21 protein-coding genes are annotated in these 25,131 nt (G+C 67.4%); 6 read left to right on the top strand and 15 right to left on the bottom strand.

What is annotated here, in order from left to right; translation table 11 throughout:
* From V5B60_RS04270 to V5B60_RS04260, 3 genes are all read left to right on the top strand, one after another.
* A complete protein-coding gene (locus V5B60_RS04270) occupies positions 1 to 444 on the top strand; it encodes a nuclear transport factor 2 family protein (RefSeq protein WP_332345784.1) in 444 nt (147 codons plus the stop codon).
* Between the two features lie 195 nt (positions 445 to 639).
* The gene (gene ydiK, locus V5B60_RS04265; protein ID WP_332345783.1) at positions 640 to 1,761 is read left to right on the top strand and encodes an AI-2E family transporter YdiK; all 1,122 of its coding nucleotides are present in this window, start codon (positions 640 to 642) and stop codon (positions 1,759 to 1,761) included.
* A 61-nt stretch (positions 1,762 to 1,822) separates the two neighbouring features.
* Positions 1,823 to 2,434: a riboflavin synthase gene (locus V5B60_RS04260; RefSeq protein ID WP_332345782.1), complete on the top strand. Its 612-nt coding sequence runs from the start codon at positions 1,823 to 1,825 to the stop codon at positions 2,432 to 2,434.
* A 196-nt stretch (positions 2,435 to 2,630) separates the two neighbouring features.
* Here V5B60_RS04260 and V5B60_RS04255 read toward each other — a convergent pair whose 3' ends face one another.
* The 3 genes from V5B60_RS04255 to V5B60_RS04245 all read right to left on the bottom strand — a co-directional run bounded on the left by V5B60_RS04255 (position 2,631) and on the right by V5B60_RS04245 (position 7,110).
* Entirely contained in the window at positions 2,631 to 3,020 is a 390-nt protein-coding gene (locus tag V5B60_RS04255) for a type II toxin-antitoxin system RelE/ParE family toxin (protein ID WP_332345781.1), read from the bottom strand.
* 17 nt (positions 3,021 to 3,037) lie between these two features.
* Complete coding sequence (locus tag V5B60_RS04250) at positions 3,038 to 3,328, bottom strand: type II toxin-antitoxin system Phd/YefM family antitoxin (protein ID WP_332345780.1); 291 nt, start codon at positions 3,326 to 3,328, stop codon at positions 3,038 to 3,040.
* A 284-nt stretch (positions 3,329 to 3,612) separates the two neighbouring features.
* A complete protein-coding gene (locus tag V5B60_RS04245; protein WP_332345779.1) occupies positions 3,613 to 7,110 on the bottom strand; it encodes a calcium-binding protein in 3,498 nt (1,165 codons plus the stop codon).
* Between the two features lie 390 nt (positions 7,111 to 7,500).
* Between V5B60_RS04245 and V5B60_RS04240 the strand changes: the two genes are divergently transcribed.
* The gene (locus V5B60_RS04240) at positions 7,501 to 8,967 is read left to right on the top strand and encodes a DegQ family serine endoprotease (protein ID WP_332345778.1); all 1,467 of its coding nucleotides are present in this window, start codon (positions 7,501 to 7,503) and stop codon (positions 8,965 to 8,967) included.
* Positions 8,968 to 9,261: 294 nt separating this feature from the next.
* On the top strand, positions 9,262 to 13,032 hold the full coding sequence (locus tag V5B60_RS04235; protein ID WP_332345777.1) for an AsmA-like C-terminal region-containing protein: 3,771 nt from the start codon (positions 9,262 to 9,264) through the stop codon (positions 13,030 to 13,032).
* Between the two features lie 107 nt (positions 13,033 to 13,139).
* Here the strand turns inward: V5B60_RS04235 and V5B60_RS04230 are convergent, their stop codons facing one another.
* The 4 genes from V5B60_RS04230 to V5B60_RS04215 form a co-directional block, all read right to left on the bottom strand.
* Entirely contained in the window at positions 13,140 to 14,405 is a 1,266-nt protein-coding gene (locus tag V5B60_RS04230) for a patatin-like phospholipase family protein (protein WP_332345776.1), read from the bottom strand.
* 132 nt (positions 14,406 to 14,537) lie between these two features.
* Complete coding sequence (locus V5B60_RS04225; RefSeq protein WP_332345775.1) at positions 14,538 to 15,773, bottom strand: amidohydrolase family protein; 1,236 nt, start codon at positions 15,771 to 15,773, stop codon at positions 14,538 to 14,540.
* A gap of 32 nt (positions 15,774 to 15,805) precedes the next feature.
* A complete protein-coding gene (locus tag V5B60_RS04220; protein WP_332345774.1) occupies positions 15,806 to 16,261 on the bottom strand; it encodes a glycine zipper 2TM domain-containing protein in 456 nt (151 codons plus the stop codon).
* A 27-nt stretch (positions 16,262 to 16,288) separates the two neighbouring features.
* On the bottom strand, positions 16,289 to 17,152 hold the full coding sequence (locus V5B60_RS04215) for an amino acid ABC transporter substrate-binding protein (RefSeq protein WP_332345773.1): 864 nt from the start codon (positions 17,150 to 17,152) through the stop codon (positions 16,289 to 16,291).
* Positions 17,153 to 17,451: 299 nt separating this feature from the next.
* On the opposite strand from V5B60_RS04215, the gene V5B60_RS04210 reads away from it, so the two are divergent.
* Positions 17,452 to 17,862: a hypothetical protein gene (locus V5B60_RS04210; protein ID WP_332345772.1), complete on the top strand. Its 411-nt coding sequence runs from the start codon at positions 17,452 to 17,454 to the stop codon at positions 17,860 to 17,862.
* 90 nt (positions 17,863 to 17,952) lie between these two features.
* On the opposite strand, the gene V5B60_RS04205 is transcribed toward V5B60_RS04210, so the two are convergent.
* From V5B60_RS04205 to V5B60_RS04170, 8 genes are all read right to left on the bottom strand, one after another.
* Entirely contained in the window at positions 17,953 to 19,230 is a 1,278-nt protein-coding gene (locus V5B60_RS04205; RefSeq protein ID WP_332345771.1) for a phospholipase A, read from the bottom strand.
* Positions 19,231 to 19,317: 87 nt separating this feature from the next.
* Positions 19,318 to 20,760, bottom strand: a complete 1,443-nt coding sequence (locus tag V5B60_RS04200) for an efflux transporter outer membrane subunit (protein ID WP_332345770.1) — start codon at positions 20,758 to 20,760, stop codon at positions 19,318 to 19,320.
* Between the two features lie 148 nt (positions 20,761 to 20,908).
* A complete protein-coding gene (locus V5B60_RS04195) occupies positions 20,909 to 22,666 on the bottom strand; it encodes a complex I subunit 5 family protein (protein WP_332345769.1) in 1,758 nt (585 codons plus the stop codon).
* 15 nt (positions 22,667 to 22,681) lie between these two features.
* On the bottom strand, positions 22,682 to 23,002 hold the full coding sequence (locus V5B60_RS04190) for an NADH-quinone oxidoreductase subunit K (protein ID WP_332345768.1): 321 nt from the start codon (positions 23,000 to 23,002) through the stop codon (positions 22,682 to 22,684).
* Positions 22,999 to 23,964: a hydrogenase subunit MbhD domain-containing protein gene (locus V5B60_RS04185; protein ID WP_332345767.1), complete on the bottom strand. Its 966-nt coding sequence runs from the start codon at positions 23,962 to 23,964 to the stop codon at positions 22,999 to 23,001. The genes V5B60_RS04190 and V5B60_RS04185 overlap by 4 nt, the downstream gene beginning before the upstream one ends.
* A gap of 51 nt (positions 23,965 to 24,015) precedes the next feature.
* On the bottom strand, positions 24,016 to 24,309 hold the full coding sequence (locus V5B60_RS04180; protein ID WP_324602571.1) for a cation:proton antiporter: 294 nt from the start codon (positions 24,307 to 24,309) through the stop codon (positions 24,016 to 24,018).
* Complete coding sequence (locus V5B60_RS04175) at positions 24,306 to 24,602, bottom strand: monovalent cation/H+ antiporter complex subunit F (RefSeq protein WP_332345766.1); 297 nt, start codon at positions 24,600 to 24,602, stop codon at positions 24,306 to 24,308. Before V5B60_RS04175 ends, V5B60_RS04180 begins: the two co-directional genes overlap by 4 nt.
* Positions 24,595 to 25,101, bottom strand: a complete 507-nt coding sequence (locus tag V5B60_RS04170) for a Na+/H+ antiporter subunit E (protein WP_332345765.1) — start codon at positions 25,099 to 25,101, stop codon at positions 24,595 to 24,597. Before V5B60_RS04170 ends, V5B60_RS04175 begins: the two co-directional genes overlap by 8 nt.
* Between the last annotated feature and the right edge of the window lie 30 nt (positions 25,102 to 25,131).

The raw sequence follows: 25,131 nt of genomic DNA, 5'->3' as shown, positions 1-25,131 counted from the left end.
ATGAACCTGGATGAGCTGATCGCGTTCTTCCACGGGCTGTCGTCGGAGAGCGTCGCCCGCTTCCCTGAGTTCTACAGCGCCGATGCCTGCTTCAAGGATCCGTTCAACGAGGTGCGCGGCGTCGCCGCGATCCAGCGCATCTTCGCCCACATGTTCGAGCAGGTCGCCGAGCCACGCTTCGTCGTCAGCGAAAAGGTGGTCGATGACCGCGGCGCCGTGCTGATCTGGACCTTCACTTTCCGGGCGGCGCGCTGGGGTGGCGGCAGAACGCAGCTCATTCGCGGCGCTTCGCACCTGAGATTCGACGCCGCCGGCAAGGTCAGCTACCACCGCGACTACTGGGACGCGGCCGAGGAGCTCTACCTGAAGCTTCCCGTCGTCGGCATCCTGATGCGCGGCCTGCGCCGGGCGCTGGCGGCACCCGTCAGCAGCGTCAACCCCTGAACCGGGATGTCCCGGCGCGCGTCTCCTGCGGCCGGGCTGGGCGCCCCGCCGGTGTGGCGTGTGCAGCCAAGGGCGGCAGGGGGCAGACATCGCAGCGGTGAAATCGGCTACCATGCGCCCTGTGTCGGCGCGGCGGTATAGCCGGCGCGGCGCGCCAAGTGCTGACAACGATGGCGAGAACCGGATGAACCATTCATGAACCCCACCGACAGGCCTTTCGAAATGGCCCGGCCGACCCTGGCGGTCCTCTTCCTTTGCGTACTCATCGCGGCATCGTTGTGGATCCTGCAGCCCTTCCTGCCGGCGTTGATCTGGGCGACGATGGTCGTTGTCGCCTCGTGGCCGCTGCTGCTCCGGGCGCAACGGTTTTTCGGCAATCGTCGTCTGCCGGCGGTGATCCTGATGACCTTCCTGGTGCTCCTTGGACTGGTCGTGCCCCTGTCGGTGGCCATCGCCACCATCGTTGACAACGCCGACCAGATCGCCGAATGGGGCAAGGCGCTGAGCGGACTGCGCGTGCCTCAGGCACCACCGGAATGGGTCGGCGAACTGCCGTTGGTCGGCGGGCGGCTCGAGCACGCGTGGCGGCAGGTCGCCGCGACCGGCTCCGCCGAGCTGGCAAGCAAGGTCGCACCCTACGCGGCCAACCTGACGCGCTGGTTCGTCAGCGAGATCGGCAGTTTCGGACTGGTCTTCGTGCAGTTCCTGCTCACCGTCGCCCTCGCCGCCGTCCTCTATGCTTCCGGCGAGAAGGCGGCGAGGGGTGTTCGCCGCTTCGGCTATCGCCTCGCCGGCGAACGCGGCGAGGGCGCGGTCATTCTCGCCGGCCAGGCGGCACGTGCGGTCGCCCTTGGCGTAGGCGTCACCGCCATCGTCCAGTCGCTGCTCGGCGGTATCGGGCTGGCCATCGCCGGTGTGCCGTTCGCGCCGGTCCTGACCGCCGTCATGTTCATGTTCTGCATCGCGCAGCTCGGTCCGACGCTGGTCCTGGCGCCGGCCGTGGTCTGGCTGTACTGGGGCGACCAGACCGGCTGGGGAAGCTTCCTCCTGGTGTGGACGGTTTTCGTCGGCACCATGGACAACTTCCTGCGTCCGCTGCTGATCCGTCAGGGAGCCGACCTGCCGCTGCTGCTGATCCTCGCCGGGGTGATCGGCGGCATGCTGGCCTTCGGACTGGTCGGTCTCTTCGTCGGCCCGGTCGTCCTGGCAGTCGCCTACACGCTGCTAGAGGCCTGGATCAACGAGGTGCCGCGCGAGGTCGGCAGGTCTCCCGCGACGGTGCATCGCCCGCCGGTGACCGGGCAGCCGGAGGCCTGATGCCGTCGTCTGCGGCCGCCTACGCCGCGGCCTTTTTCATCCCTTCTTCGAGGTCACCCGGATGTTTTCAGGAATCATCGCAGCGGTCGGTCGGATCACCGCCATCACGCCCCGCGGCGACGGTGCGGCAACCGTTCGGCTGAACATCGACGCCGGCGGGCTCGGGCTCGACGATGTGGCTCGCGGTGACTCGATCGCCTGCAACGGCGTCTGCCTGACCGTGGTCGAGCTTGCCGGCGAATCGTTCGCGGTCGACGTGTCGCCCGAGACGCTGGACTGCACCGTCGGTCTGGCGCAGGCCGGTGGCCCGGTCAACCTGGAGAAGGCGCTGCGGCTTGCCGACCGACTTGGCGGTCACCTCGTCTCCGGTCATGTCGACGGCGTTGGCGAGGTGCTGCGCTTCGATGCCGTCGGCGACAACCGCCGGCTCGACATCCGCGCTCCCGAGGCGCTTGCCCGGTACATCGCGCGCAAGGGCTCGGTCACCGTCGACGGCGTCAGCCTGACGACCAACAGCGTCGATGGCGCGAGCTTCAGCATCAACCTCATTCCCCACACCCTCGCGGCGACGACGCTCGGCCGGCTGGCTCCAGGCAGCCGGGTCAATCTCGAGGTCGACCTCATCGCGCGCTATTGCGAACGGCTCTTGGCGTTCTCCGATAGTGTCGAATAGACGCTGAAAAGCAGCAACAAGACCTGCGGCGAGGAAGGGATGATCGTCGATGCCGTACTGCTGCGCCGATAAATCGGGATGACGAACTGAGGCGATTTCTTCAGAAATTTGCGCAGGATTGCTTCAGTCGCTTTCAGCTGTCCCCCTTGGAGCCATGTTCCTGGATGCTTATGCCAGATGGTACGATGGCATGGTCCTACGGTCCCCAATGTCCTGCGAAATCGAAGGACAGCTGCCGCTGATGCCGGATAGCCAGCAAGTAGATCGTTGCGCCAATCAGCGCGTAGAGCACCAGGTAGTGCTTGAGCACGTACTCCCGAATCGCATCGGTTTCAGGCGTCAACGCGGCCAGCTTCTCGCTTAACGCGGCAACGGCATTCGTCACCTCGACCGACCGAACCCGTTGTCGCAGAAATGGCCGCCCCATTTCGGGAAACTGTTCCAGATTCGGAATCACCGTCTCCAGTAGCTCATCCAGCAGTTCGTCGAATGCCTTGGGTGCTTCGGCCGCGATGAGGAAACGCTCGATCTCCTCAAGATTGCGCTCGAAGTTGACGGTGAACTGGATAACAGGCTTTTTCGCCATGGGCAGTACCCGATCCGTCAGGTGCTGCGGCGACGTTTGAGGGCAGTGATTGCGCTACGGGCATCCTTCACCTTGCCGGCGGCCACATCGTCGAGCCCTTTCGATGCCTCGTCGATCAGCAGCAGGTGAATGCGCTCACGCTCCAGTTGGTGGTAATAGTCCAGTCGCTGCGCGTCGATCAGCGCGATATAGCTTTCACCGTTCTTGGTGATGATCTTCTCGGCACCGGCCTTGACCTCTTCGGCCAGTTCGGAGAAGTTGGCGCGGGCGGTCGAAAGCGGGATCACGTCACCGGCGGAAATTCCCATGGCAGTCTCCGTAGACGCACAAAACGTGCAGTATTCTGTACATCATACGCTTTCGCTCGGCGAGGGCAAAGCGATGGCCTGCCGCATGCTTGAGGCCAATTCGCGTTCCTGACGGTCGAAGGCTTCTGCCAGCGGCAGGCCGCTGCCGTAACGATCAGTCAGGCCATCGTTCGCGGAGACAAGGACCCTGTGCGAACGGCTCTGAAGTTCGGCCAGGGCCGCCGACGCCAACTCAACGCGCTGCCCCTCAAAGCCGAAGAAGGGAAGAACGACTGCCGGTGGGATCAGAAGGTGAAGTCGGAGGCGCCCAGGTCGGCAGCCTTGACCCCAACCAGCAGCACCTCGTTGGCATCCCAGCTGATCAACGCACCATTGTCCGTGGCGACGATCTTCAGGCTCTTGAAGCCGCCAAGACCCGTGCCGTGAAAGTCGAGATGGTCGACCCCGTCCTGGAAGTCGGTGACGACATCACGACCCCCCGCGTTGCCGAAGACGAAGCTATCCGTCCCACTGCCGCCGGCGATCGTGTCGTTGCCACCTCGACCAGCGAGGACATCTGCGCCATGACCGCCGAAGATTGCATCGCCAGCAGCCGATCCGATGATCGTGTCCCGGCCGCCACCGCCATCGATGCTCAGCTTGCCGATGAAGGACGTGGCGCTGAAGTCGAGCAGGTTGTCGTTCCAGTCGCCAAGCAGCCGCACCGCGCCGCCGGTGCCCGAGGCATCGACGATCTCGATGCCGTTTGTCGGCCCGAAGGCCGCCAGACCGATATCGACCTTGCCGCCGTAGGCGACGATGCGGTCCTCCCCGGCGCCGCCATCGTAACGGTCGTAGCCCTCGAAACCACTGCCGACGTTGCCGGTGACCCGGAAGGTGTCGCCGCCACCACCGCCCGCGAGCCTGTCGGTGCCCGTCCCGCCGTGCAGCACGTCGTTGCCTTCGCCACCCGACAGCGTCTGGTCGCCCCAACTGCCACCTTCGATGCTGTCGTCGCCGGCGCTGCCGATGATCGTGTCCCGGCCGCCACCGCCATCGATGCTCAGCCTGCCGATGAAGGACGTGGCGCTGAAGTCGAGCAGGTTGTCGTTCCAGTCGCCAAGCAGCCGCACCGCGCCGCCGGTGCCCGAGGCATCGACGATCTCGATGCCGTTTGCCGGCCCGAAGGCCGCCAGACCGATATCGACCTTGCCGCCGTAGGCGACGATGCGGTCCTTCCCGGCGCCGCCATCATAACGGTCGTAGCCCTCGAAACCACTGCCGACGTTGCCGGTGACCCGGAAGGTGTCGCCGCCACCACCGCCCGCGAGCCTGTCGGTGCCCGTCCCGCCGTGCAGCACGTCGTTGCCTTCGCCACCCGACAGCGTCTGGTCGCCCCAACTGCCACCTTCGATGCTGTCGTCGCCGGCACTGCCGATGATCGTGTCCCGGCCGCCACCGCCATCGATGCCCAGCTTGCCGATGAAGGACGTGGCGCTGAAGTCGAGCAGGTTGTCGTTCCAGTCGCCAAGCAGCCGCACCGCGCCGCCGGAGCCCGAGGCATCGACGATCTCGATGCCGTTTGCCGGCCCGAAGGCCGCCAGACCGATATCGACCTTGCTGCCGTAGGCGACGATGCGGTCCTTCCCGGCGCCGCCATCGTAACGGTCGTAGCCCTCGAAAGCGCTGCCGACGTTGCCGGTGACCCGGAAGGTATCGCCGCCACCACCGCCCGCGAGCCTGTCGGTGCCCGTCCCGCCGTGCAGCACGTCGTTGCCTTCGCCACCCGACAGCGTCTGGTCGCCCCAACCGCCACCTTCGATGCTGTCGTCGCCGGCACTGCCGATGATCGTGTCCCGGCCGCCACCGCCATCGATGCCCAGCTTGCCGATGAAGGACGTGGCGCTGAAGTCGAGCAGGTTGTCGTTCCAGTCGCCAAGCAGCCGCACCGCGCCGCCGGTGCCCGAGGCATCGACGATCTCGATGCCGTTCGCCGGCCCGAAGGCCGCCAGACCGATATCGACCTTGCCGCCGTAGGCGACGATGCGGTCCTTCCCGGCGCCGCCATCGTAACGGTCGTAACCCTCAAAACCACAACCAGAGAAGCCGGCGACGCGGAAGGTATCGTCACCAAAGCCACCCTCCAGGTTGTCGTTGCCCGAACCGCCGTAGATCAGGTCGTTGCCCTCGCCTCCCCGGACGCTGTCGCTTCCCCAGCCTCCATAGACGAGATCGTTGCCGCCGCCGGCCGAGATGCTGTCGTTTCCACCGCCGGCGTTGAGCTGCTCGGCGCGTTCGTCGCCATTGATCGTGTTGGCTGCCTCGTCACCGAGAACGATCGCCGCCTGTCCGTAGAAGAAATTGAGCCAGGTGGCGACATCCGACAGCGACGCATTCGCATCCCCATCCTCGTTCAAGAAGCGACCGTCGCGGATCTCGAAACCCAGGTGATAGATGCCGTCGCCAACGGTATCGACGAGGTTCTGGCCGAAGAACCTGGTCGTGGCGCCGTTGCCCTGGACAAAGTGATAGCCACTCACCTGGTCGCCTTCGTCATCGCCGTGCAGATCGGTCCAGCGCTTGAGCAGGGTCGCATTGCCACGGATCAGGCGGTTGATCTCGGTCAGTTCCTCTACCGTGATCCAGCCGTCGGCGTGGGCCCCGGTTCGGCCAATCAGGTCGACGATGATCTGGTTCAGCGCGTCGGCGGCCTTTGCCCCCTGGTTGATGTCACCTGCGTCGGTTTGGCGCGCCAGGCCGTGATCGCTCTTGATGATATCGACGATGCGGTCGAGGCCGGTGCCGGTCCTGGATGCATCCGTGAGGAAATAGTTGAGCCAGTCGGCGACGTCCGACAATGAAGCGTTTCGATCGCCGTCCTCGTTGAGCAGGTGACCGTCCCTGATCCTGAAGCCAAGGTGATAGATGCCGTCGGCAACGGTGTTTACCAGGTTCTCGCCGAAAAAGGTCGCTGTCGCGCCGTCGTTCTGGACCTTGTGGAAACCGGTTTCCAGGCACCTCTCGTCGTCCCCGTGCAGACGCGTCCATTCGGCAAGACGCCCGGCATCCGCCCGCAGGTACCCGTTCAGGGCGACGACATCCTGGACGGAAATCCAGTCATCGCGGGCGACACCGGTCGCCGACAGGGCGTCACGCAGCATCAGGTTGAGGCCATTGGCCGCATCGGCACCGGCAGCGATCTGCGCGTCACCGATGCGGCGATCGAGTCCGGCATCCGCCATGACCAGGTCGGCGATCCGGTCCAGCCCGGTACCGCTCGTCGAATGGTCCGTATAGAACTGCGTCAGCCATTCGGCCACCCGCCCGACCGATGCATTGGGATCGCCGTCCTCGTTGAGGAAACGAGCGTCGCGAATTTCGAACCCCAGGTGGTAGATGCCGTCGGCCACCGTGTCGATCAGCTTGTCGCCACGATACCTGGTGCTTCCACCATCGTCCTGTACCCGGTGAAAACCGGTCTCCGAACCCGCCTCGTCATCACCATGCAGCAGTGTCCATTCCGTCTGGAAGTTGCTGCGGAGATAGGCATTCATCGCGATGACTTCGGCAACCGTGAACAGCTTGTCGGCAGCCGCACCCGTCGCCTTGGCTGCCTGCACGATCAACTGGTTCAAGCCGCTGGCGGCCTGGGCACCGGCCCGGATGTCCTTCCCGTCGATCGCCCCGGCAAGACCTGGGTCGCGATGGATGTACTCGACGATCTGGTCGAGACCGGTCCCGGTGACGCCGTAAGCGGGAGCAGTGACCAGGCTGTACGACCTGACACCTGAGCTGGTGGGCATTGTGGACTCCTCGAATGGACAGGTTGGCGGGAAGGATGAGTACGCTCCGACCACGACGCCGGATTGCCCATGGCATCGCGAAAGTTTTGCATGCCATTATAGCCAACAGGGCAAGCGCCGGCGGCGGACCAATTCACATTTGGTCGCGTCAGACGCCCTCTTCGTCGGCAGGGCGTGTTCACCGGCACGGCAGTGCGACGGGCATCGCCGGCCGTGTGCCGAGCGGCAACGGCTGCGGCGCGAGGCTCGTGGTGGCGATCGCGCCGGACTGGTGCAGGCAGCTGCTCCGGTCGGCGGCAGTTGCCCTTAAGTCGGCCTTAAGTCTTGCCCAGGCATGCTTCTCCCGTCGGCGGGCATCGTGCCTGCCCGGAACTCACCCAGGAGAACGCCATGAACCCAAACAAGCTCAAGCTGACCGCGGGCGCAGCCGCGGTCGTCGCGGCACTGACCGGCGCCTACACGATCGGCCATGCCAACGCCCCCGCATCGCCGGCCCCCGCGGCGCAGGTCACGCTTCCCGCAGCGATCAACCAGCCGGTCGCGGTTGCCGGCGCCGCATTGCCCGACATGAGTGGCATCGTTGCGCGCAACAGTGCGTCCGTGGTCAATATCAGCGTATCCGGTACGCGCAAGGCAGGCGCGCGCGGACCCGGATCGCCGCAATTTGACGAGGACGACTCGATCCCGGACTTCCTCCGCCGCTACGGCGCCCCGCACAACCGGGGCGATGCACCCGCTCGCGGCCTCGGTTCAGGCTTCATCGTCAGTCCGGATGGCACGATTCTCACCAATGCCCACGTCGTCGATGGCGCCGAGGAGGTCATCGTCAAGCTGACCGACAAGCGCGAATTCAAGGCCAAGGTACTTGGCCTCGATACCGCCAGCGACGTCGCCGTTCTCAAGATCGACGCCAGCGATCTGCCGGCAGTCCGCATCGGCTCGGCCAGCAACACCCGCGTCGGTGAATGGGTCCTCGCCATCGGTTCGCCCTTCGGCTTCGAGAGCAGCGCCAGTGCCGGCATCGTCTCGGCCTTCTCGCGCTCCCTGCCCGACGGCAGCTACGTGCCGTTCATCCAGACCGACGTCGCGGTGAATCCCGGCAACTCGGGCGGGCCGCTGTTCAACATGGCGGGCGAGGTGATCGGCATCAACTCGCAGATCTACTCGCGCAGTGGCGGCTATCAGGGACTCTCGTTCGCGATCCCGATCGAGGTTGCGATGAACGTCGAAAGACAGATCGTCACCCATGGCAAGGTACAGCGCGGCCGGCTTGGCGTTGCGATCCAGGAGGTCAATCAGTCGCTCGCCGACTCCTTCGGCCTCAAGAAGCCCGCCGGAGCCCTGGTCGGGTCGGTGGAAAAGGGCAGTCCTGCGGCGAAGGCCGGTCTCGAGCCGGGTGACGTCATCCTGTCGATCAACGGCAAGGAGATTGCTTCCTCGAATGAGCTGCCGGCGATCGTCTCGTCGATGAAGCCGGGCGAGCAGGCGAAGCTGCAGGTCTGGCGCAAGGGCGAAACGCGTCCGTTCGATGTCGAGGTCGGCAAGTTCGCCGATGAGCAGGTGGCGAGCAACGACACCCCCGAAGCCGGCAAGGGTCGCCTCGGCGTGGCGGTACGCCCGCTCACCCCGGAAGAGCAGCGGCGCTCCGATGTCGGCAACGGCGTCGTCGTGCAGAACGTCACCGGCGCAGCGGCCAGGGCAGGCATCAAGCCGGGTGACATCGTCGTCGCGGTCAACGGCGAGGCGATCTCCAGTACGGAACAGTTGCGCGAGCTGATCAACAAGGCCGGCAAGCGCATCGCTGTCCTGGTCGACCGCGGCAACGCCCGGATCTTCATCCCCGTCGAACTGGGCTAGGCCGGATCGCCGAACGAAGGGGACTGGCGCCGGATCCAGTCCCCTTCGTTGCCCGCTTGCCTGGCGGAGCAGCCGGTCGTGCGACCCGACGAGCAGCCAGGAGCACCTCGCGGCCGGTGGCGGCAGGAGCAGGATGCGCGGCCCTTCACGTTCTCCCGAGCGGAATCCAGGCATTGACCGTGGCATGCAAGGCAACGATACTTCGGCTCACTTTGGGTTGTCTTGGGTTGCCGGGTTGAAAATCCTTCTCTTTCCCGGGCGCGTCCTGCGTCGGCATGCGGTGCGCCGGCTTCGATGAGCCGCTGGCGCTGGTTTCTCTTCGCGCTCACGGGCCTCGTCGGTCTCCCGTTCGCCGCGGCGTTCTTTGCCATCGTCGCGTTGCTGGTCACCGGAGCGACGATCGACGCTTCGCGCTGGCGGGACTGGTCAGCAGAGCGGATTTCCATCGCCCTCGGACGCCCGGTCTTCCTGGCCGGGCCGTTCGAGCTTTCGCTGGGCCGTACGGTGGAACTGCACGCCGGCGCGCTGCGCATCCACAACCCGCCCGGTTTCACGGCGCAGGAGTTTCTCGCGCTGGCCGATGCGCGCGTCCGCATCGATCTGTTCGCCGCGCTGTTTGGTGAGCTGCACCTGCGCAGCCTCGAGGCCAGCACCGTTCGCCTGTGGCTCGAACGGGCAAGCGACGGGCGCAGCAACTGGGACCTGGAACGACCGGACGCGCCGGCTTCCTCACCGGGGCGGATCGAGGTCGGCCAGATTGCCCTGCACGGGCTTGCCGTCGACTACCGCGATGCACGCTCGGCGACACACCACGCCCTCGATCTGGACGAGCTGCTGGCGAGTGGCGGGTCGAAGGAAACATTGCGCCTGACGATGCGTGGCCGCATCGGCACGCAGCTTCCGTTCGCTCTCACGGCCGAGGGCGGGCCGTTGCGCCTGATCCGGGAAGCGGCGGAGCCGTGGCCCTTCATCCTTGACATCGAATCCCCCGGCGCGCGGCTGCATGCCAGCGGTGCGGTCGACGCGGGCAAGGGCGAGGCGCGCTTCGCCTTCGGCCCTGATGTCGCAGCGCTTGCCCCCGCTGCTGCAGGCGATGAGTCGCGCGCCGTCGCCGCGACGAACGAACTTGCCGGACAACTCAGGCTCGTCTTCGGCGGCGCCCGCGCGCGACTCAGCGGCGCGCTGAGCGTTGCCGCCCTCGACCTGCGCCCGTTCTCCGCCAGCCGTCCGGATGCACCGGACGATGCCCCCGATGCCGTCACGCAGCAAGGGCAGATGCTGCTCCTGCGCGATCTCGTGCCCGTCGACATCGACCTCGACTTGCACATCGGCGAGTGGCACGGCCTGCCGGTCGATGTCGAGGACGCGAAGTTCGATCTGCATGCCGATGCCAGCGGCGTGCGGATGCCGATCAGCGCGACGCTGGCCGGCATCCCGTTCTCCGGTCGCTTCGACCTCGATACGGCGGCAGCGAAGCCGACACTGGCGCTGCGCTTTGCAGCGCAGGACGTCGTGCTCGACGATCTCGTGCGGCAGCTGACGGGTGCTGCCGACGGCGCAGGCAGGCTCGGGCAGATCGAACTGCGCCTTGGCGGCCGTGGCGAGACGACCGGCGCACTGTTGAGTGACCTGGAGCTGTCGCTGGCGGCGAGGGACGCCCGCTTGAGCAGTGGCAAGCGGGACGACGGTCGGCCGCTCGCCAGCACGCTCGCGACACTGGAACTTGCCCTGCCGCGTGGGCAACGATTGCGTGGCAGTGGGCGCGGGACGCTGCTGGCCGAGCCGCTGAAACTCTCGCTGCGCGGCGGCACGCTGCCCGAGATGCTGCGCGAGCTGGCCATGCCGGTCGAACTCGAGATCGCCGCCGCGCCGGCGAGGCTGCGCATCGAGGGCATGCTCGCACATCCCGCGGCGAAGCGCGAAATGGCCCTTGACTTCGCCCTGCAGGCCCGTCGTACGGGTGATCTGGCGCGCTGGCTGGGTGTCGCGCCGGAATCAGGATTGCCCCTGGCCCTGCGCGGCCGCATGCGGATCGCCAGTGACGCGTGGTCCGTCGAGCAGACGACGCTCCGGCTCGGACGCAGCGAGCTGACGGTTGACGCCCGGAGTAGCCGCGGCGACGATCAGCCGGTCGTCGCCGCGGTGCGCAGTCGGCTGATTGATGTTCCGGAGCTCGCGACGCTGCGCGGCCGCACCGCGCGCAGCGACGACGCGCCGCTTTTTCCCGACGCCCTCGATCTGCCGGACATCGACGTCGACCTGGCGCTGCAGCGCGTCATTCTCGGCCGCACCGATCTGCTGGGCGTCCGCTTCGCCGGCCGCGTCCGCGCCGGCGACCTGCTGCCCTCGAGCTTCTCCGGCAAGCTCGCCGGCGCACCGTTCAGCGGGCTCGTCGCACTCGACCGGCGCGGCGGGCGGCCTGCAGTCCGGCTCGATCTCGCCACCGGCGAAGTCGACCTCGGCCTCCTGCTGCGTGACCTGGGCGCCGCCGAGGATATCGCCGGCCGTGCGGAAAGGTTGCAGATCAGCATGCGCGGGCATGGCAACACCCTGCGCGAGCTCGCCAACCTGTCGGCCTTCGAGGCGCGTGTGGTCGGCGGCGACATCACTGTCCTCGGCGCCCTGCAGCGCCCGCTCGCCGAGTTCCACCTCGGCGAGGCAGCGATCGCAGTCCGACCGGGCGAACCGATCAGGCTTCGTCTCGACGGAACGTTCGAGCAGACCGCGTTCGATCTCACATTCAGCACCGGGACGCTCGCGGACCTGTTGCGCGATACGGCGCATCTGCCCTTCGCACTGGCGGCGCAGGCGGCTGGAGCGAAGCTGACACTCGACGGCGAGGTGGCGCTGCCGCTCGGGCGCGCCGCTCAGCTCACCCTCGAGATGGGCGGCGAACGGCTTGATACGCTCAGCGGGCTGGCGCGCGTCGAACTCCCGGCGTGGGGCCCCTGGTCGCTGCGCGGCCCGCTGCTCGTGACGGCCAGCGGCTACGAAGTACGGGGGCTGCAGCTGCGCGTCGGCGAGAGCCGGCTCGAGGGCAGCGGCACACTGGACGTGAGCCGACAACGGCCACGGCTCGACCTGCGGCTGAGCGCCCCCAGCATCCAGCTCGACGATTTCCCGCTGCCGGAGCGCCTTGCCGATCCCTCGCCACCGGTCAGTACTGCCGAAAGCCTGCGCCGGTCGGCAGGCAAGGTCGTCGTGCGCAGCGAGCGCCTGCTCGGTGCCGGGTTCTTGCGCCGCTTCGATTCCTACCTCGCGGTCGAAGTCCAGGAGGTGCTTTCCGGAAGCGACCGCCTGGCCGACGGGTCCTTGCGCGTTCAGGTCGTTGACGGGCGCTTCTTCCTTGGTCCAGCCATGGTCAATATTCCTGGGGGAACCCTGCGGCTCGCCGCCGAGTATGACCCGAGCCTCGCCGAGGTCGAGCTCGCCGCTGGCGCTTACGTCGAGCGCTTCGACTATGGAATCATCGCCCGCCGCCTGGGCCAGGCGGAGAACGTCAGAGGACTGTTCAGCCTGGATCTGGCGGTCGCGGGCAAAGCACCGTCGCTGAATGCGATCATGCGCCACGCCGACGGCAAAGTGGACTTCGCCGTTTGGCCGACTGAATTGCGTAGCGGCGCCTTGAGTCTTTGGTCGGTGAATCTCCTGCTTGCGCTGGTGCCGATGGTCGATCCGGGCGGGAGCGCCGTTCTGAACTGTGTCGTTGGCACTTTCGATCTCCAGGATGGCAAGTTGAGCGACGAGGAGATCGTCATCGATACCACCCGCGTGCGCGTTCGCGGCGTGGGCAGCGCCGATCTGGCGAGTGAACGACTGGCATTCGTATTTCGCCCGCGAGGGAAGGGCTTCGCTGTATTTCGCCTGCAAACCCCGTTGCGCGTCAGCGGAACACTCACCGACTTCCGATTTCACATCGAGCCGCGCGACCTTCTTGAATCGGTTCTGCGTCTGATTGCGTCACCGATCCTCCTGCCGATCGAGTGGTTCACCCTGGGCCCGCTGCCGCGCGACGGCGCCGACGTCTGCAGGAGGCCGCAGCGCGAGAATGATCCCGGCTCCTGACCTGACAGCGTCCGCAAGGCGCACAACACCCGCTGCTTCCGGTTGGTCTGCCTGTCGGGTCGGCAAGTGGCTGCGGGCGCTTCCACACGAAACGACATCAGGTCAGGCTAATTCGCCCCATCCGGTATCCCTCCGCCTTCGCCGTCCACCCCGGGCGGCAGGATGTTCCAGGGTGGTCCGGCACGTGCGATCGCGTAACCGACGTCGTAGAGTTGCTGCATCACCACTGGATCGAAGGTTTCGTTGCCGGCGAGGTTGATGCCTTCGGGAATGGTGATCCAGTGATATCCCGAGTGTTCGCGCAGCGCCAGCGCGTAGATGCGGAAGAGGTCGCCGACGACGGCTGACTTGCCGGCGGCCTGCAATGTGCGTCGCGCGATGTCCGGAACCGAGCGGCGCGTGGTTCCGACGTCGGCGGCCAACTGGCCGTTGTGGATGACATAGATGTCCTCGCGCAGCGCAGCGTAGCCGGCCTGCCGACGCAGTTCGCGCGCGCTGAGCAGCCCGCCGATGGTGAATACCTGCGCCGCGACGCCACCGTCGACATGCATTTCGTCATGGCGTCGTCCGCCGGCTTCCACCTCGAAGAGTACCGGCGAGAAGGCGATCGGAATGGCCGCCGAAGCCAGCATGACCCTGCGGAAGAGTGGCAGCGCATCGGGATGGCCGCTGCTGGCGATCAGCCCCATGTTCCAGATGATGAAGCGCTGCGAATCGAGATCCACGCTGCCGATGTACAGGCGCCGGCCGCCTTTGTGGGCGAGCGCGATTTCGCGCAGCAGGGCGTCGTCGACGTGCCGCTCGATCAGTGCGACGAGCGGGCTCGTGTCGGCGATGCTCTCGCCGAACAGCAGTTGCTTGGCCGTCGACAGGAACGCTCCGAGTGCGAAGATGTCCCGCGAGCGCGTCGTGGTATAGAACTCGCGCAGCGCCGCGTCGCGGGATTGCCCGAGAAAGGCGAACGGCGCCATCAGCGCGCCGGTCGACACGCCGGTGACCACCTTGAAGGTCGGGCGCTTGCCGGTGCTCGACCAGCCATTCAGAAAGCCGGCTCCGAACGCGCCATTGGCGCCGCCGCCCGACAGCGCAAGGTGCGGATGGAGCACGTTGCCGTCGGCCATCGCTGGGAAGTCGCTGGCCGATTCCTGGGCAAAGGATTTCACCATGTCGCTTTCCATCACCGGGCTGCGCAGTCCGGCGGCTGCGCGCACGTCCGGCATGCCCGGGATCGCGGCGCTGGACATCAACTCGGTGGGCACGCCGTTGCGCGGCAGCGAGCCGCAGCCGACGAGCGCCAGCGCCACTGCCAGCGGCGCGCAGCGCAGCAGCCGGGCGAGCGGTGAAAAGGGTGTCAACGGCATCCACTGTGTCATCGGGGTTCCCGCACCGCTTGCGGCAGCGGATCAGGCTTGCTGAGGCTTCCGCCTGCCCCGACGGCGGCGGCCTGCGGGGACTGCAGAAAGCGGTTGCAACGGTGGTTGATCGGGGGTCGGGGGCTTCTCCAGTCAGGCCGGCCGGCTGAAGAACGGTGCGGTCTCGAACACCGCCTTCGCGAAGCCCTGGCCATGCTTCTTCAGGTTGCGTTTGAGCACGAAATCGTAGAGCAGGACATTGATGTCGCGCAGCCGGCGCAGGGTATCGACGGCAGCCGCATCGAGCAACTGCCAATCGACCAGCGCCCGCAGCGAAATCAGCGGCACGACCCCGGGCAGGGGATAGTCCGATCCGTTCAACAGGCGCTCGTGCCAGTCGCGATGCTCGAGCAACGAGGCGACGACGCTCATCCGGTTGCCCTGCGTGATCGCCGAGATATCGCCGAACAGGTTGCTGCGGTAGCGCGCATCGTCCATCAGTTGCGCGAACAGTTCGAAGTTGCTGAGTTTGGCCGAGCGCAGATCGTCGATGTGGCCGCTGCCGAGCGACGCACAGTGCGCGACCACCACCTGCACGCCTGCGTCGAGCGGTCGCCGCAGGCGCAGCGGGTTGCCGAGATGCTCGCCGAAGCCATGTACCGCGCGCTCGTCGCCGGCATGCGTGATGAGCGGCATGCGCAAGGCGGCGAGCCTGGCGTAGAAGTGGTCGCAACGTGCGTCAGCCGGGTCGATGTTCTGTGCCGAGGGGAGCCACTTGATGGCCCGCGCGCCGCGCGCCGCCGCCGTGTCGAGCCGGTCGAGGGCGCGCGGGTCGTACGGATGAATCGATGCCGCCCAAAGGAAATGCTCGGGATGGCTGAAGGCCAGACCGGCCACATAGTCGTCCGGGACATGAAAGGTCGAGCGATCGACCATCGGCGCGCCCGTCTCGTCGCGCGCCCAGTCGAAAGCGAAGAGCAGAGCATGAAAACCGGGGGCCATGCTCCGGCACTGCGCCAGCAGGCGCTCGACGAAACTTGTGTCGACCTTGCCCGGCCGCTCGTCCACGCAAGAGGCATTGAGATAGAACTCGCGCTGCACGTAGCCGCGCGGATTCCAGATCTGCTCCATGCGCGGATTGAACCAGAGGCCGCTGCCGGAATCGCCATTGCCGAAGACATGGCAATGGGTGTCGCAGACCTTGCCGGCGTCGAGCCCGTGCCACGCGGCCCTGAGCAGCGGATGCTCACGCAGGTCGGCCGGCAGTTCGGCCAGGCAGGCATTGAACACGCCGTCGCGCAACGACAGATCACAGCCCGCGAGCAGCCCGCAGGCGGCGCCGGCGCCGCCGAGCAGAAAGCGCCGGCGCTCGCTGCGGAACGCGCTCATGCCTGTCGTGTCGTGCAGCGCGAAGGAATGCCTCAGTTGGGACCCTGCCTGAGCAGTTCGATACCGTTCGCCGTGACGCGCACACGGTCGCCGATGCGCAGGGCTGGCGCGGTCGTCTGCTGGATCGTGGCCAGCGAGCCGTCGTCGTAGCGCACACCGATGCGCCAGACGAGCGTCTGGCGCTGCGCGGCCTGGTTGCCGATGAAGGCGCCACCACCCGCACCGATGATGGTCGCCGCGGTCCGGCCGCTGCCACCGCCGACCTGGTTGCCGAGGATGCCGCCAACCAGCGCACCGCCAAGGGCACCGGCGGCGGCGTTGCCGCTCTGCACCGTGTCCTGAACGATCGATTCGACCGTACCGTCACGCCACGCGGGCCCGGAGACCTGGAACGCCGGCGTGGTTTCGCAGCCGGTCAGCAGCAGCGCGAAGGCGGTACTCAATACGGCGGCAAAACGCTGCCATGGCGAAAGCTGGGTCATTTTCATTCTCTCCAGTGCGGATGGATGGACTCTTCAGTTGGGAATCGAATTCAGCAGGAACATCGCCGCCAGCAAGCCGGTCGGCCGCCCCAGCTTGCCCAACCACCGGGCAAAGATCTGTTCGATGTCGCCGCCCATGTAGACCTGCGTCAGTGCCTTGTTGACCTCGAGACGGAAAGCCGAGTCATTGCGTGGCAGGGCCATCGCGTAGGGTTCCATTGAAAGGTCTTCCGCCAGCAACGCCAGCTTGGCGGGTTCCTTGGCCTGCACCGCCAAGCCGACGAGCTTGATCTTGTCGCCGGCGTAGGCCTCCACGTCGCCCGCCTCAAGCATCGCCAAGCCGCTCGTGGCATCCGCGACGGTCACCACCGTGGCGCTGATCTGCAACAGGCGCAGCATGTCGTTGAGCCGGCTCTCGGTGGTCGTTCCCTTGAGCACCGCGATCCGCTTCCCTGCCAGGTCGGTGAACTGGTTGATCGGTGATCCGTCCTTGACGAGAAACCCGCCGCCATCGATGAAGATGAGATTGGAGAAGTCGACCTTTGCCAGGCGCGACTGCGTCTGCGTCGTGTTGGCGCACTCCAGATCGGCGCGCCCGCTGGCGACCATCTGCAGCCGTTCGCTGACGGAACCGGCGATCCAGTGCACCTTCAGGTTCGCGTCGCCAACCGCACGCGCAATCTGCGCAATGACGCGCCTGCACAGATCGATCGAATACCCGGCTGGTTCCTTGTCGGCGCCGACGAACGAGAATGGCAGCGAATCGGGGGAATAGGCGACGTTGATGAGCTTGGCCGACTTGATCCGGGCCAGCGTTGCGGAGCCGGTCTGCGCCGTGGCGCTGCTGCCGATCAGCGCCGTGCTGACGATGAGTGCCGCGAGAAGAGTCTTGATCATGGAGTCCTCGATTTCAGGTCGGAGTGGGAGAAGGAAACGGCGTCGTCGGTTCCCCGTGCCGGATCATTCGCTGCGTAGTCTACTACAGCCTCTCGCCGGTACATGCGCCGAGGTTCCGGCACCGCCGAGGGGGGCTGGCGACAACCGGGGCCGAGCATCCGGGCTGGCACGTCCTTGACGCGAGATCGTCGTCCCGAATAGACTGGTCCGGCGACACTCCAAGCGGCGATCCCATCGGTTGCTGCCGGGCGCGTCGGATTTCCCGTTCCGCTACCCTTACCGTCATCGAAGGAGCTGTCATGAAGAATCTGATCGTCGCCTCAGCCTTGTCGCTTGCCCTGATCGGTGGGCTCGTTCATGCCCAGACGCCACCCGCTGCCGCAGCCGCAACCGGTGCCAAGGCCGGTAGCAGCGACCCGATCGTAGTGATGCGCAACGAGCAGCGTGCGGCACGGAATGCGTTCAATGCAGCCGCCAAACCCATCCGTGCGGAACGTGCCGCGACCGTTCAGGCTGCCGTAGACAAGGCCGTGGCCGATGCCAAGGCGAGCGGCAAGGACCCGGTGGTCGCCGGGCGCGTTGCCAGGCGGCAGGCCACGGAGGCGACCAAGCCCGACTTCGACGCCAAGATGAAGCCCATCATCGAAGCCCGCAATGAAGCCATGGCTGCCGCCAAGGCCAAGCGCGATGCGGCCATGGCCAAACGCTGATCCGGCGGCCTCTGCCGGCGGTGCTCGACGAGAAGCGCCGCAACGCTTGGGCGTTGCGGCGGTTTCGTCCAGCCTCTGCGGCCTGCTTGGTCAGCGCGATATGGCGTAGCCGACGCGCACGCTCCACGGCTCGCGCTGGTTGTAGTTGAGCAGGCTCTCGCCGTAGCCGGTGAAATACTGCGCCATCAGGTAACCGGACAGGCCGGGCAAGAACTTGTTGAGCGGATAGGTGAATTGCAGGTCGGAGCTGAACGCACTCGACTTCGTTCCCTTGCGCAGGACCCACGCCGTCTGCCAATCGTCGTTCTTGCCGTAGGTGAAGCGGAAGTCGCCGTAGCCCCGATACTTCTGGATATCCGGGTTCTCGCTCTTTTCGATGTAGGCATAGAGCTTGGGCGAGAACGTCCAGTAGAAATCGCTCGTGTCGCCGAAAGTGAAGTACGGTCGCACGAACAGGGTGTCGATGCTGCGTGACTCACTACCGTCCTTGCCGTTGGATTCGTGCTCGTAACCTGCGGCGATGCCGACCGCGTTGCCGCCGACGCGCCAGTCGGTGTTCGGGACGTAGTAGAAGAAGCTGGGCATGTAGTTGGTGTCGAGGAAGGGCTTCGAATCCGCAGTCAGATCCCAGAACGCCGCCTGTGTGTAGGCGAAGTACAGGTTGTCGAGGAAGCGGCGCGAGTTCTTGTCGGCGGGTTCGTAGAGGCGTAGCTTGAAGCTCAACTGAATCTGCGCGTTGGCATCGACGCCGGCGCCGGCAACGAAGAACATGGGCTCGTAAAAGCTCAGGCGGCCTTCATCCTGCCGGTTGGGGTCGTTGTCGGAGCGCACGGTCAGGACCGTGGCCGGTGCGCGGTCGGGCGTCGCTGCCGCGTCGGCCTGTGCCGGGCGTTCACCGCTGCCGGCTGGCGGCAGCATCGGTTCGGCCACTGCGGCTTCCCGCGGCGTCGAGAGCTGCACCAGCATTGCCGGAGCGTCCATGTCGACAGCGTCCACGCGAACCCGGCCGCGCAGATTCGGTGGCACCTCGCCGACGTAGTCGATGCGCCTGAATTCGCCCTGGCGCAGATTGATCTGGTCGGGCACCGGCGTCTCGCGGCGCAATTCCACACGGGCCACGGCGCCAAGATCAGGCGTCAGGTTGACGCGCAGCACCTCGGGCAGGGCATAGGAACGCGATTCGGCCTCGCCGGTCACCATCAGCGAGAGCCGGAACGGCACGGCGGGATCGATGGTGCGGCCCGGCGGAACAAGGTTGATGTCGGCCCGGGCGATCGTCGGCGCGAGAGCCGCAGTCAGGCTGAGCATTGCGGAAGCCGTCACGATGGGGAGGGTGCGCCGCGGCGCGCTACGCAGATTGTGGCTCAATGCTATTCCTTTGAATACGTGTTGGTTTGCGGTTTGCCTCGGCCTGTGCGCTGGCCGCGGGGCAGACATGCGGACGGTGCTGGGACGCTACTGTGTGCGCGCGCTCGTCAGGCTCTGCGCCGTCGGCGCCATCGCGGCCGCGAGGTCCACCCAGCCGCCGCCCATCGCCTGATACACATTGACCAGTTGCGCATAGCGATCGGCAAGCAAGCGCACCCCTGCCAGCTCGGCTGCGAAGAGCTCGTTCTCCGCGACCAGCACATCGAGATAAGCCGCCACGCCCTTGTCGAAGCGCAGCTTCGACAGGCGGGCGAACTCGCGCAAGGCGTTTACCCGCTTGTTCTGCATCGCGACTTCCTCGATCTTCTTCTGCGACCCGGTCAGCGCATCGTTGGTCTCGCGAAACGCTCCGAGGACGGTCTGTCGATAGGCGAGCAGCGCCTGCTGGTACTGTGCCTCGGCCGAACCGACCTGGCCGGAGATGCCGCCGGCGGTGAAGATCGGCCCGCTGACGCCGGCAGCAATCAGGCCGGCGCTTGCCGGGCCGGTAAAGAGACTGCTGAACGCGGTGCTGACGCTGCCGAGCAGCCCGGTGATCGAGACGCTCGGGTAGTACAGCGCACGCGTGGCGCCGATGTTGGCATTCGCCGCCACCAGGTTCTGCTCGGCCTGCAGGATGTCTGGCCGGCGCTGCAGCAGTGTCGACGGCAGATCGGCCGGGATCAGCGGCGCGACGAGCTGGTCGATGGCCTTGCCGCGCGCAATCGGTCCCGGGTTGCGGCCGAGCAGCGTCGAGATGAGGTTCTCCTGTGCCGCGATCGCCTGCTCGAACGCCGGAATCGCGGCCAGCGCCTGCTGGTACTGCGAATCGATCTGCATCACGTCCGTCCTGGCGACGATGCCGGCCTTGAAGCGCAGCTCGAACAGCCGGGCGGTGGCACCGAAGTTCCTCGCCGTTGCCTGCGCGATTTCCAGCTGGCGGTCGAGTGCGCGCAGCGCGATGTAGCTGGTGGCGACGCCGCTCACCAGTGACAGCACGACGCCGCGCTGCGCCTGTTCGCTGGCATAGACCTGCGCCTGCGCGGCCTCGCTGAGGCGGCGCACGCGCCCGAACAGGTCGACCTGCCAGGAGGCTCCGAACGATGCCTGGTAGAGCGAAAAATACGGGTCGGCGCCGGGCGGCAGTGGCGGTTGGCCAACCCGACTGGCGCGCGTCCGGCTGGCTTCGGCGCCATAGCCGACCTGCGGGTACAACTGCGAGCGGGTGGCGGTCAGCGCGCCGATGAACTGATCGACTCGCGCCGCTGCGATGCGCACGTCGAGGTTCTCGCGCAGCGCGCCGTCGACCAGATCGTTCAGCGCCGGGTCGCCGAACTGCTCCCACCATCTGGTGTTGGCGACGTCGGCCGCCATCGGATACTCGATGCGCCATGCGGTGGGCGACTCCACCGTCGGGCGCACGTAGTCGGGCCCGACCATGCAGCCGGCAAGGCCGCCGGCCAGCAGTGCCACGAATACGTTGATCCTCATGTCGCTTGCCCTCCTGTGATGCGCAGCCGAGTCCGGTGGCGACCGCTGGTCGACCGCCGTGCACGGCGAGATGCCCCGACCCGCATTGTAGCAATACTCATCCGCGCCAACCTGCGCCCGGGGTTCCCTGGGCCGGGCCGCGCGGCAGTCATGTCGCCCGCCCGACGAGCAGCAGGGCGCCGAACAGCGCTGCCAGCGTCAGCAAGCCGATGCTGGCGAACGACCAGCGTCGCACGAGCCGGTCGGCCTGCTCGCAGGCGACGCCCAGCGCCAGCGCCGCCAGGCGCAGCCGGCCAGCGGGTGCGGCCGCAGCAGGCCCCGGCGCCGCGAGCAACGGCGCGCGCGACAGTCCCAGCGCCAGCAGCGCGCCGCCAACCAGCACCAGCAGCGTCGTCAGCAGTTCCTTCGGCGCCAGCGGATTCGCAACGAGATGGCCGGGCAGCGGCCCGAGTGCGGCGAGGGCGAGTGCCAGCGAGCACACGGCGAGCAGCAGTGTGGCGAACTCGGCAAGGCGCGAAACGCGCTTCACCCGGATCGGTGCAGCGGAGCGATGGCGCAGGGCACTGACCAGCACCAGCACCACATAGCCGGCGGTGAATGCGGCGCCGCCTTGCAGCACGATCGTCCACCACCACTGCCCCGAGCCGTCGGCGGCGTCGAGCAGGAGCTTCTTCGCCAGATAGGCGCCACTCGGGACGACTCCCATCAGCGCAATGCCGGCGAGCACGAAGGCCAGCACGGTGACCGGCAGCGCACGGGCGATGCCGGCCAGGTCGGCGATGCGGTCGTGGCCGAGCGCCGCATAGACGAGACCGGCGGCCATGAACATGGCGGCCTTGGCAGTGGCATGCGACACCGCCTGCAGCAGTCCGCCGGTCGATGCCGCGCCGTGTACCAGCGCGTTGCCGGTGGTGTCGAAGGCGAGCGGGAACATCAGGAACAGGTAGCCGATCTGCGCCACCGTCGAATAGGCGACCAGCAACTTCAGGCGCTCCTGGCGCAGCGCGACGACGCTGCCGACGACGATGGCCATCGCGCCGAGGCCCGCCAACAGTTGCGCCGAGGCCCAGGTCACCACCCCCGGCATCACGTCGAGCCAGAGCCGCAGGAGGAGGAACCACGAGCCCTTGATCACCAGCGCCGAGAGCACCGCGCTGGCTGCCGCCGGGGCGCCGCCATGCGCCGGCGGCAGCCAGATGTGCAGCGGGAAGAGCGCGGTCTTCGCCAGCAGGCCGGCGGTCATCAACGCCAGAGCCGTGCGGGCAATCGCTCCGGGTTGCACCGCGCGGGCCAGCAGCGGGATGTCCAGCGTGCCGTAGCCGCCGTACAGCAGTACCGCGCCGAGCAGGTAGAGCACCGAGCCGCACAGTGCAAACAGCATGTAGCGCAGCGCGGCGCGCAGGGTCTCGCCGCTGCCGGCCAGGCACACCAGCGGCACGCCGGCGAAGGTCAACAGCTCCAGCGCGACATAGAGGGTGAACAGGTCGCCACTGACGAAAACCAGGTTGAGCGCGCCCCACACCGCCATCAGCAGCAGCCAGTAGCTGAACGCGGCGCGCGATTCCCTGACCTCCGGCGGCGTGGCGAAGTCGGCGCGCGCGTACATGCCGATGCCGCAGACCACCCCGGCCACCGCCAGCAGCATGGCCACTGCCAGCCCGTCGGCGCGCAGCGCGATGCCCAGCGGCGGTGCCCAGCCGCCGAGCAGGTAGACCAGCGTCTGGCCTTCGCGCAGCCAGGCGACCGTGATGCCCAGCGCCAGCGCCAGCCCCAAGGGCATGCAGGCAAAGGCCACGCGCTGCACCTGGCGCCCGCCCAGCAGCACACCGAGCAGCATGCCGACGAAGGGCAGGAGCACTGCCGCCGCCAGCAGCGCGCCTGCGTGGGTGCCCGTCGAGAGTGCCACCGCCGGTGCGTCCGTTCACTCGCCGGACGGTGGCTCGTTCGCCAGCGACGCGGTAGCGGTGGATTCGATCAGCCGCAGCAGCACGGCCACGGTCACGGCGGTGGCGGCGAAGGCGACGACGATGGCGGTGATCAGCAGCGCCTGCGGTACCGGGTCGGCGGCCATGCCGGCCGCGGCACCGCGCTTGGCCAGCGCGCCGAAGAGGACGAACACGCCCGACCCCATGATGTTGAAGGCGACCAGCTTGCGCAGGGGGTGTGGCTGCACGATCAGGCCGTACAGGCCGATGCCCACCAGCGCGCAGGCGCACAGCGCGAACAGCGTCGCGACGTTCATCGCCCGCCATCCCCGGCTGGCAGGTTTCCGCTGTTGCGCGCCGGTGCGCCGTTCAACAGCAAGGCCAGCACCAGCACCAGGGTTGGCAGCAGTGCCAGCTCGATGACCACGATCATCGGCTTGGCCCAGCCGTCCGCATAGCCAAGGAAGGCTCCTGCCTGCCACGCCCCGAGCATCCCGACGGCGACGAACGCCAGGGGTCCGACGACGATGCCGGTGCGCAGCCAGCGGCCCTCGATGCGCGGTGCATCGCCCAGGCCGGCCATCTGCACCAGCAGCCACATCGCCGCCAGGATGGTGGCGCTCTGGAACTTGCCACCCGGGTGGTCGGCACCGGCCCAGAACAGGTAGAGGCCGACGACGATGCCGAGCGGCGGCAGCACGCGCGCCAGATAGCTGAGGACGCCGTCGGGGTCGGCGGCGTAGCGCGGTCCCGGGCGGCCGCCCCAGAAGCGGTCCGGCGCCAGCGACCATACGGCGAGCAAGGCGATGACCAGCACGATCGCCTCGAGCAGCGTGTCCAGCGCACGGAAGGCGAGCAGCACGCCGGTGATCGGGTTGCCGACGCCGGTGGCCGGCAGGTTGTCGGCCGCCTGTGGCGCCAACGTCGGCGCGGGCTCGGGCAAGGCCAGCACGCACAGCGCCAGTACCATGGTGACGCCGAGCGACAGCAACGCAGCGAATGCGCGCGTACCGGCGCCGCTGCGCTCGGCCGCGGCCGCCACCTCGGTGCCGCGCAGCCGCCCCACCGCGCCGAGCAGCAGCGCACCGGTCAGGCCGCCGCCAATGGCCGCCTCGGTCAGCGCGACGTCGATGCCGGCCAGACGCACCCACACCAGCGACAGCAGCAAACCATAGACGACGAAACCGGCCACTGCCACGAAGGCATCGCGCGCGACCACGGTCCACAGCGCCAGCCAGAGCAGCAGCAAGGCAACGACCAGGCTGAGCAGCGTAGTCATTCGCCTACCCCGCGCGCTGCGCGATGAGCGCCCGGCAACGGTCCGGCGCGCTCATTCGCCGCATTCCCGGCGCCGCGCCGAGTGCGCGATGAGCTGCGACACCGCCGCGCTCGACAGCATCAGCAGCAGCCACACGAGCAGCAGCTTCAGCGCCGCGAGCAAGCCATCCATCTGCGGCAGCAGACCGGTGACCAGCAGCGCGACGCCGAGGTTGTCGGCCTTGGTCAGCGCATGCAGCCGGGTGTAGGCGTCGGGAAAGCGCAACAGCCCGACCGTGCCGGCGAGAAAGAACACCAGGCCGGCGACGATGGCGACGATGCTGAAGACGTCGAGCACGACGCTCACCGGCTGCCCTCGGTGGCGTCGTCGTCGGCGACCTTCTCGTCCTGGCGCAGCGCGAACTTGACGAAGGCGATCGACGCGAAGGCCGAGAGCAGCGCCAGCGTCAGCGCCACGTCGAACATCGCCCGCTCGCCGGAGGCCGCGCCGAACAGCAGCAGCGCGCCGATGGCGCCGCTGCCCAACAGCTGCGCGGCCATCATGCGCTCGGCGCGGCCTGGTCCGCGCGCCACGCGCACCAGGCCGACGGCGACCATGAGCACGACGAAGGCCGCCGCCGAGAGCAGAAACTCAGCCATCTCGCAACTCCGGCTGCAGCGCCCTGGCGTAGGCACGCTCCTCGGCGGCCAGTTGCTCGACCACTGCTTGCCCCGTGTCGAGGCAATGGAACTCGATCATGTCCGCTTGGCCGCCGCTCGCCACCGTGCCCGGCATCAGGCTGGCGATCAGCTCGAAGGCGCTGCGCCCCGCGCCGCGTGGCAGCCCGACGGGATAGTCGACGAAGCCCGGCTGCAAGCGCGGCTGCGCGGCGAAGGCGCGGCGCGCGACATCGGTGCCCGCCAGCAGCGACTGCAACAGGAAGCGCGGCAGCAAGAGCAGCAGTTGGCCGAGGCGGACGCGGTCGGCGGCCGGCGGCAGCAGCCGGGCGCTGGCCCAGGTCGCCGCAGCGCTGGCGAGCAGGCCGAACAGCAGGTTCGCCGGCCTGGCGCTCTGGTCGACGACGATCCACAGCGCAAAATACAACAGCGCGCGCACCGCCAGGGCACGGTTCCGGTTGCCGGCGGGTACTGCGTTCACCGCCCGTCCCTCGCTGCCGCGTCCGCCGCG

The organism is Accumulibacter sp. (genome assembly GCF_036625195.1).
Classification (GTDB): Bacteria; Pseudomonadota; Gammaproteobacteria; order Burkholderiales; family Rhodocyclaceae; genus Accumulibacter.
This window is presented reverse-complemented; position numbering and strand designations above follow the sequence as displayed.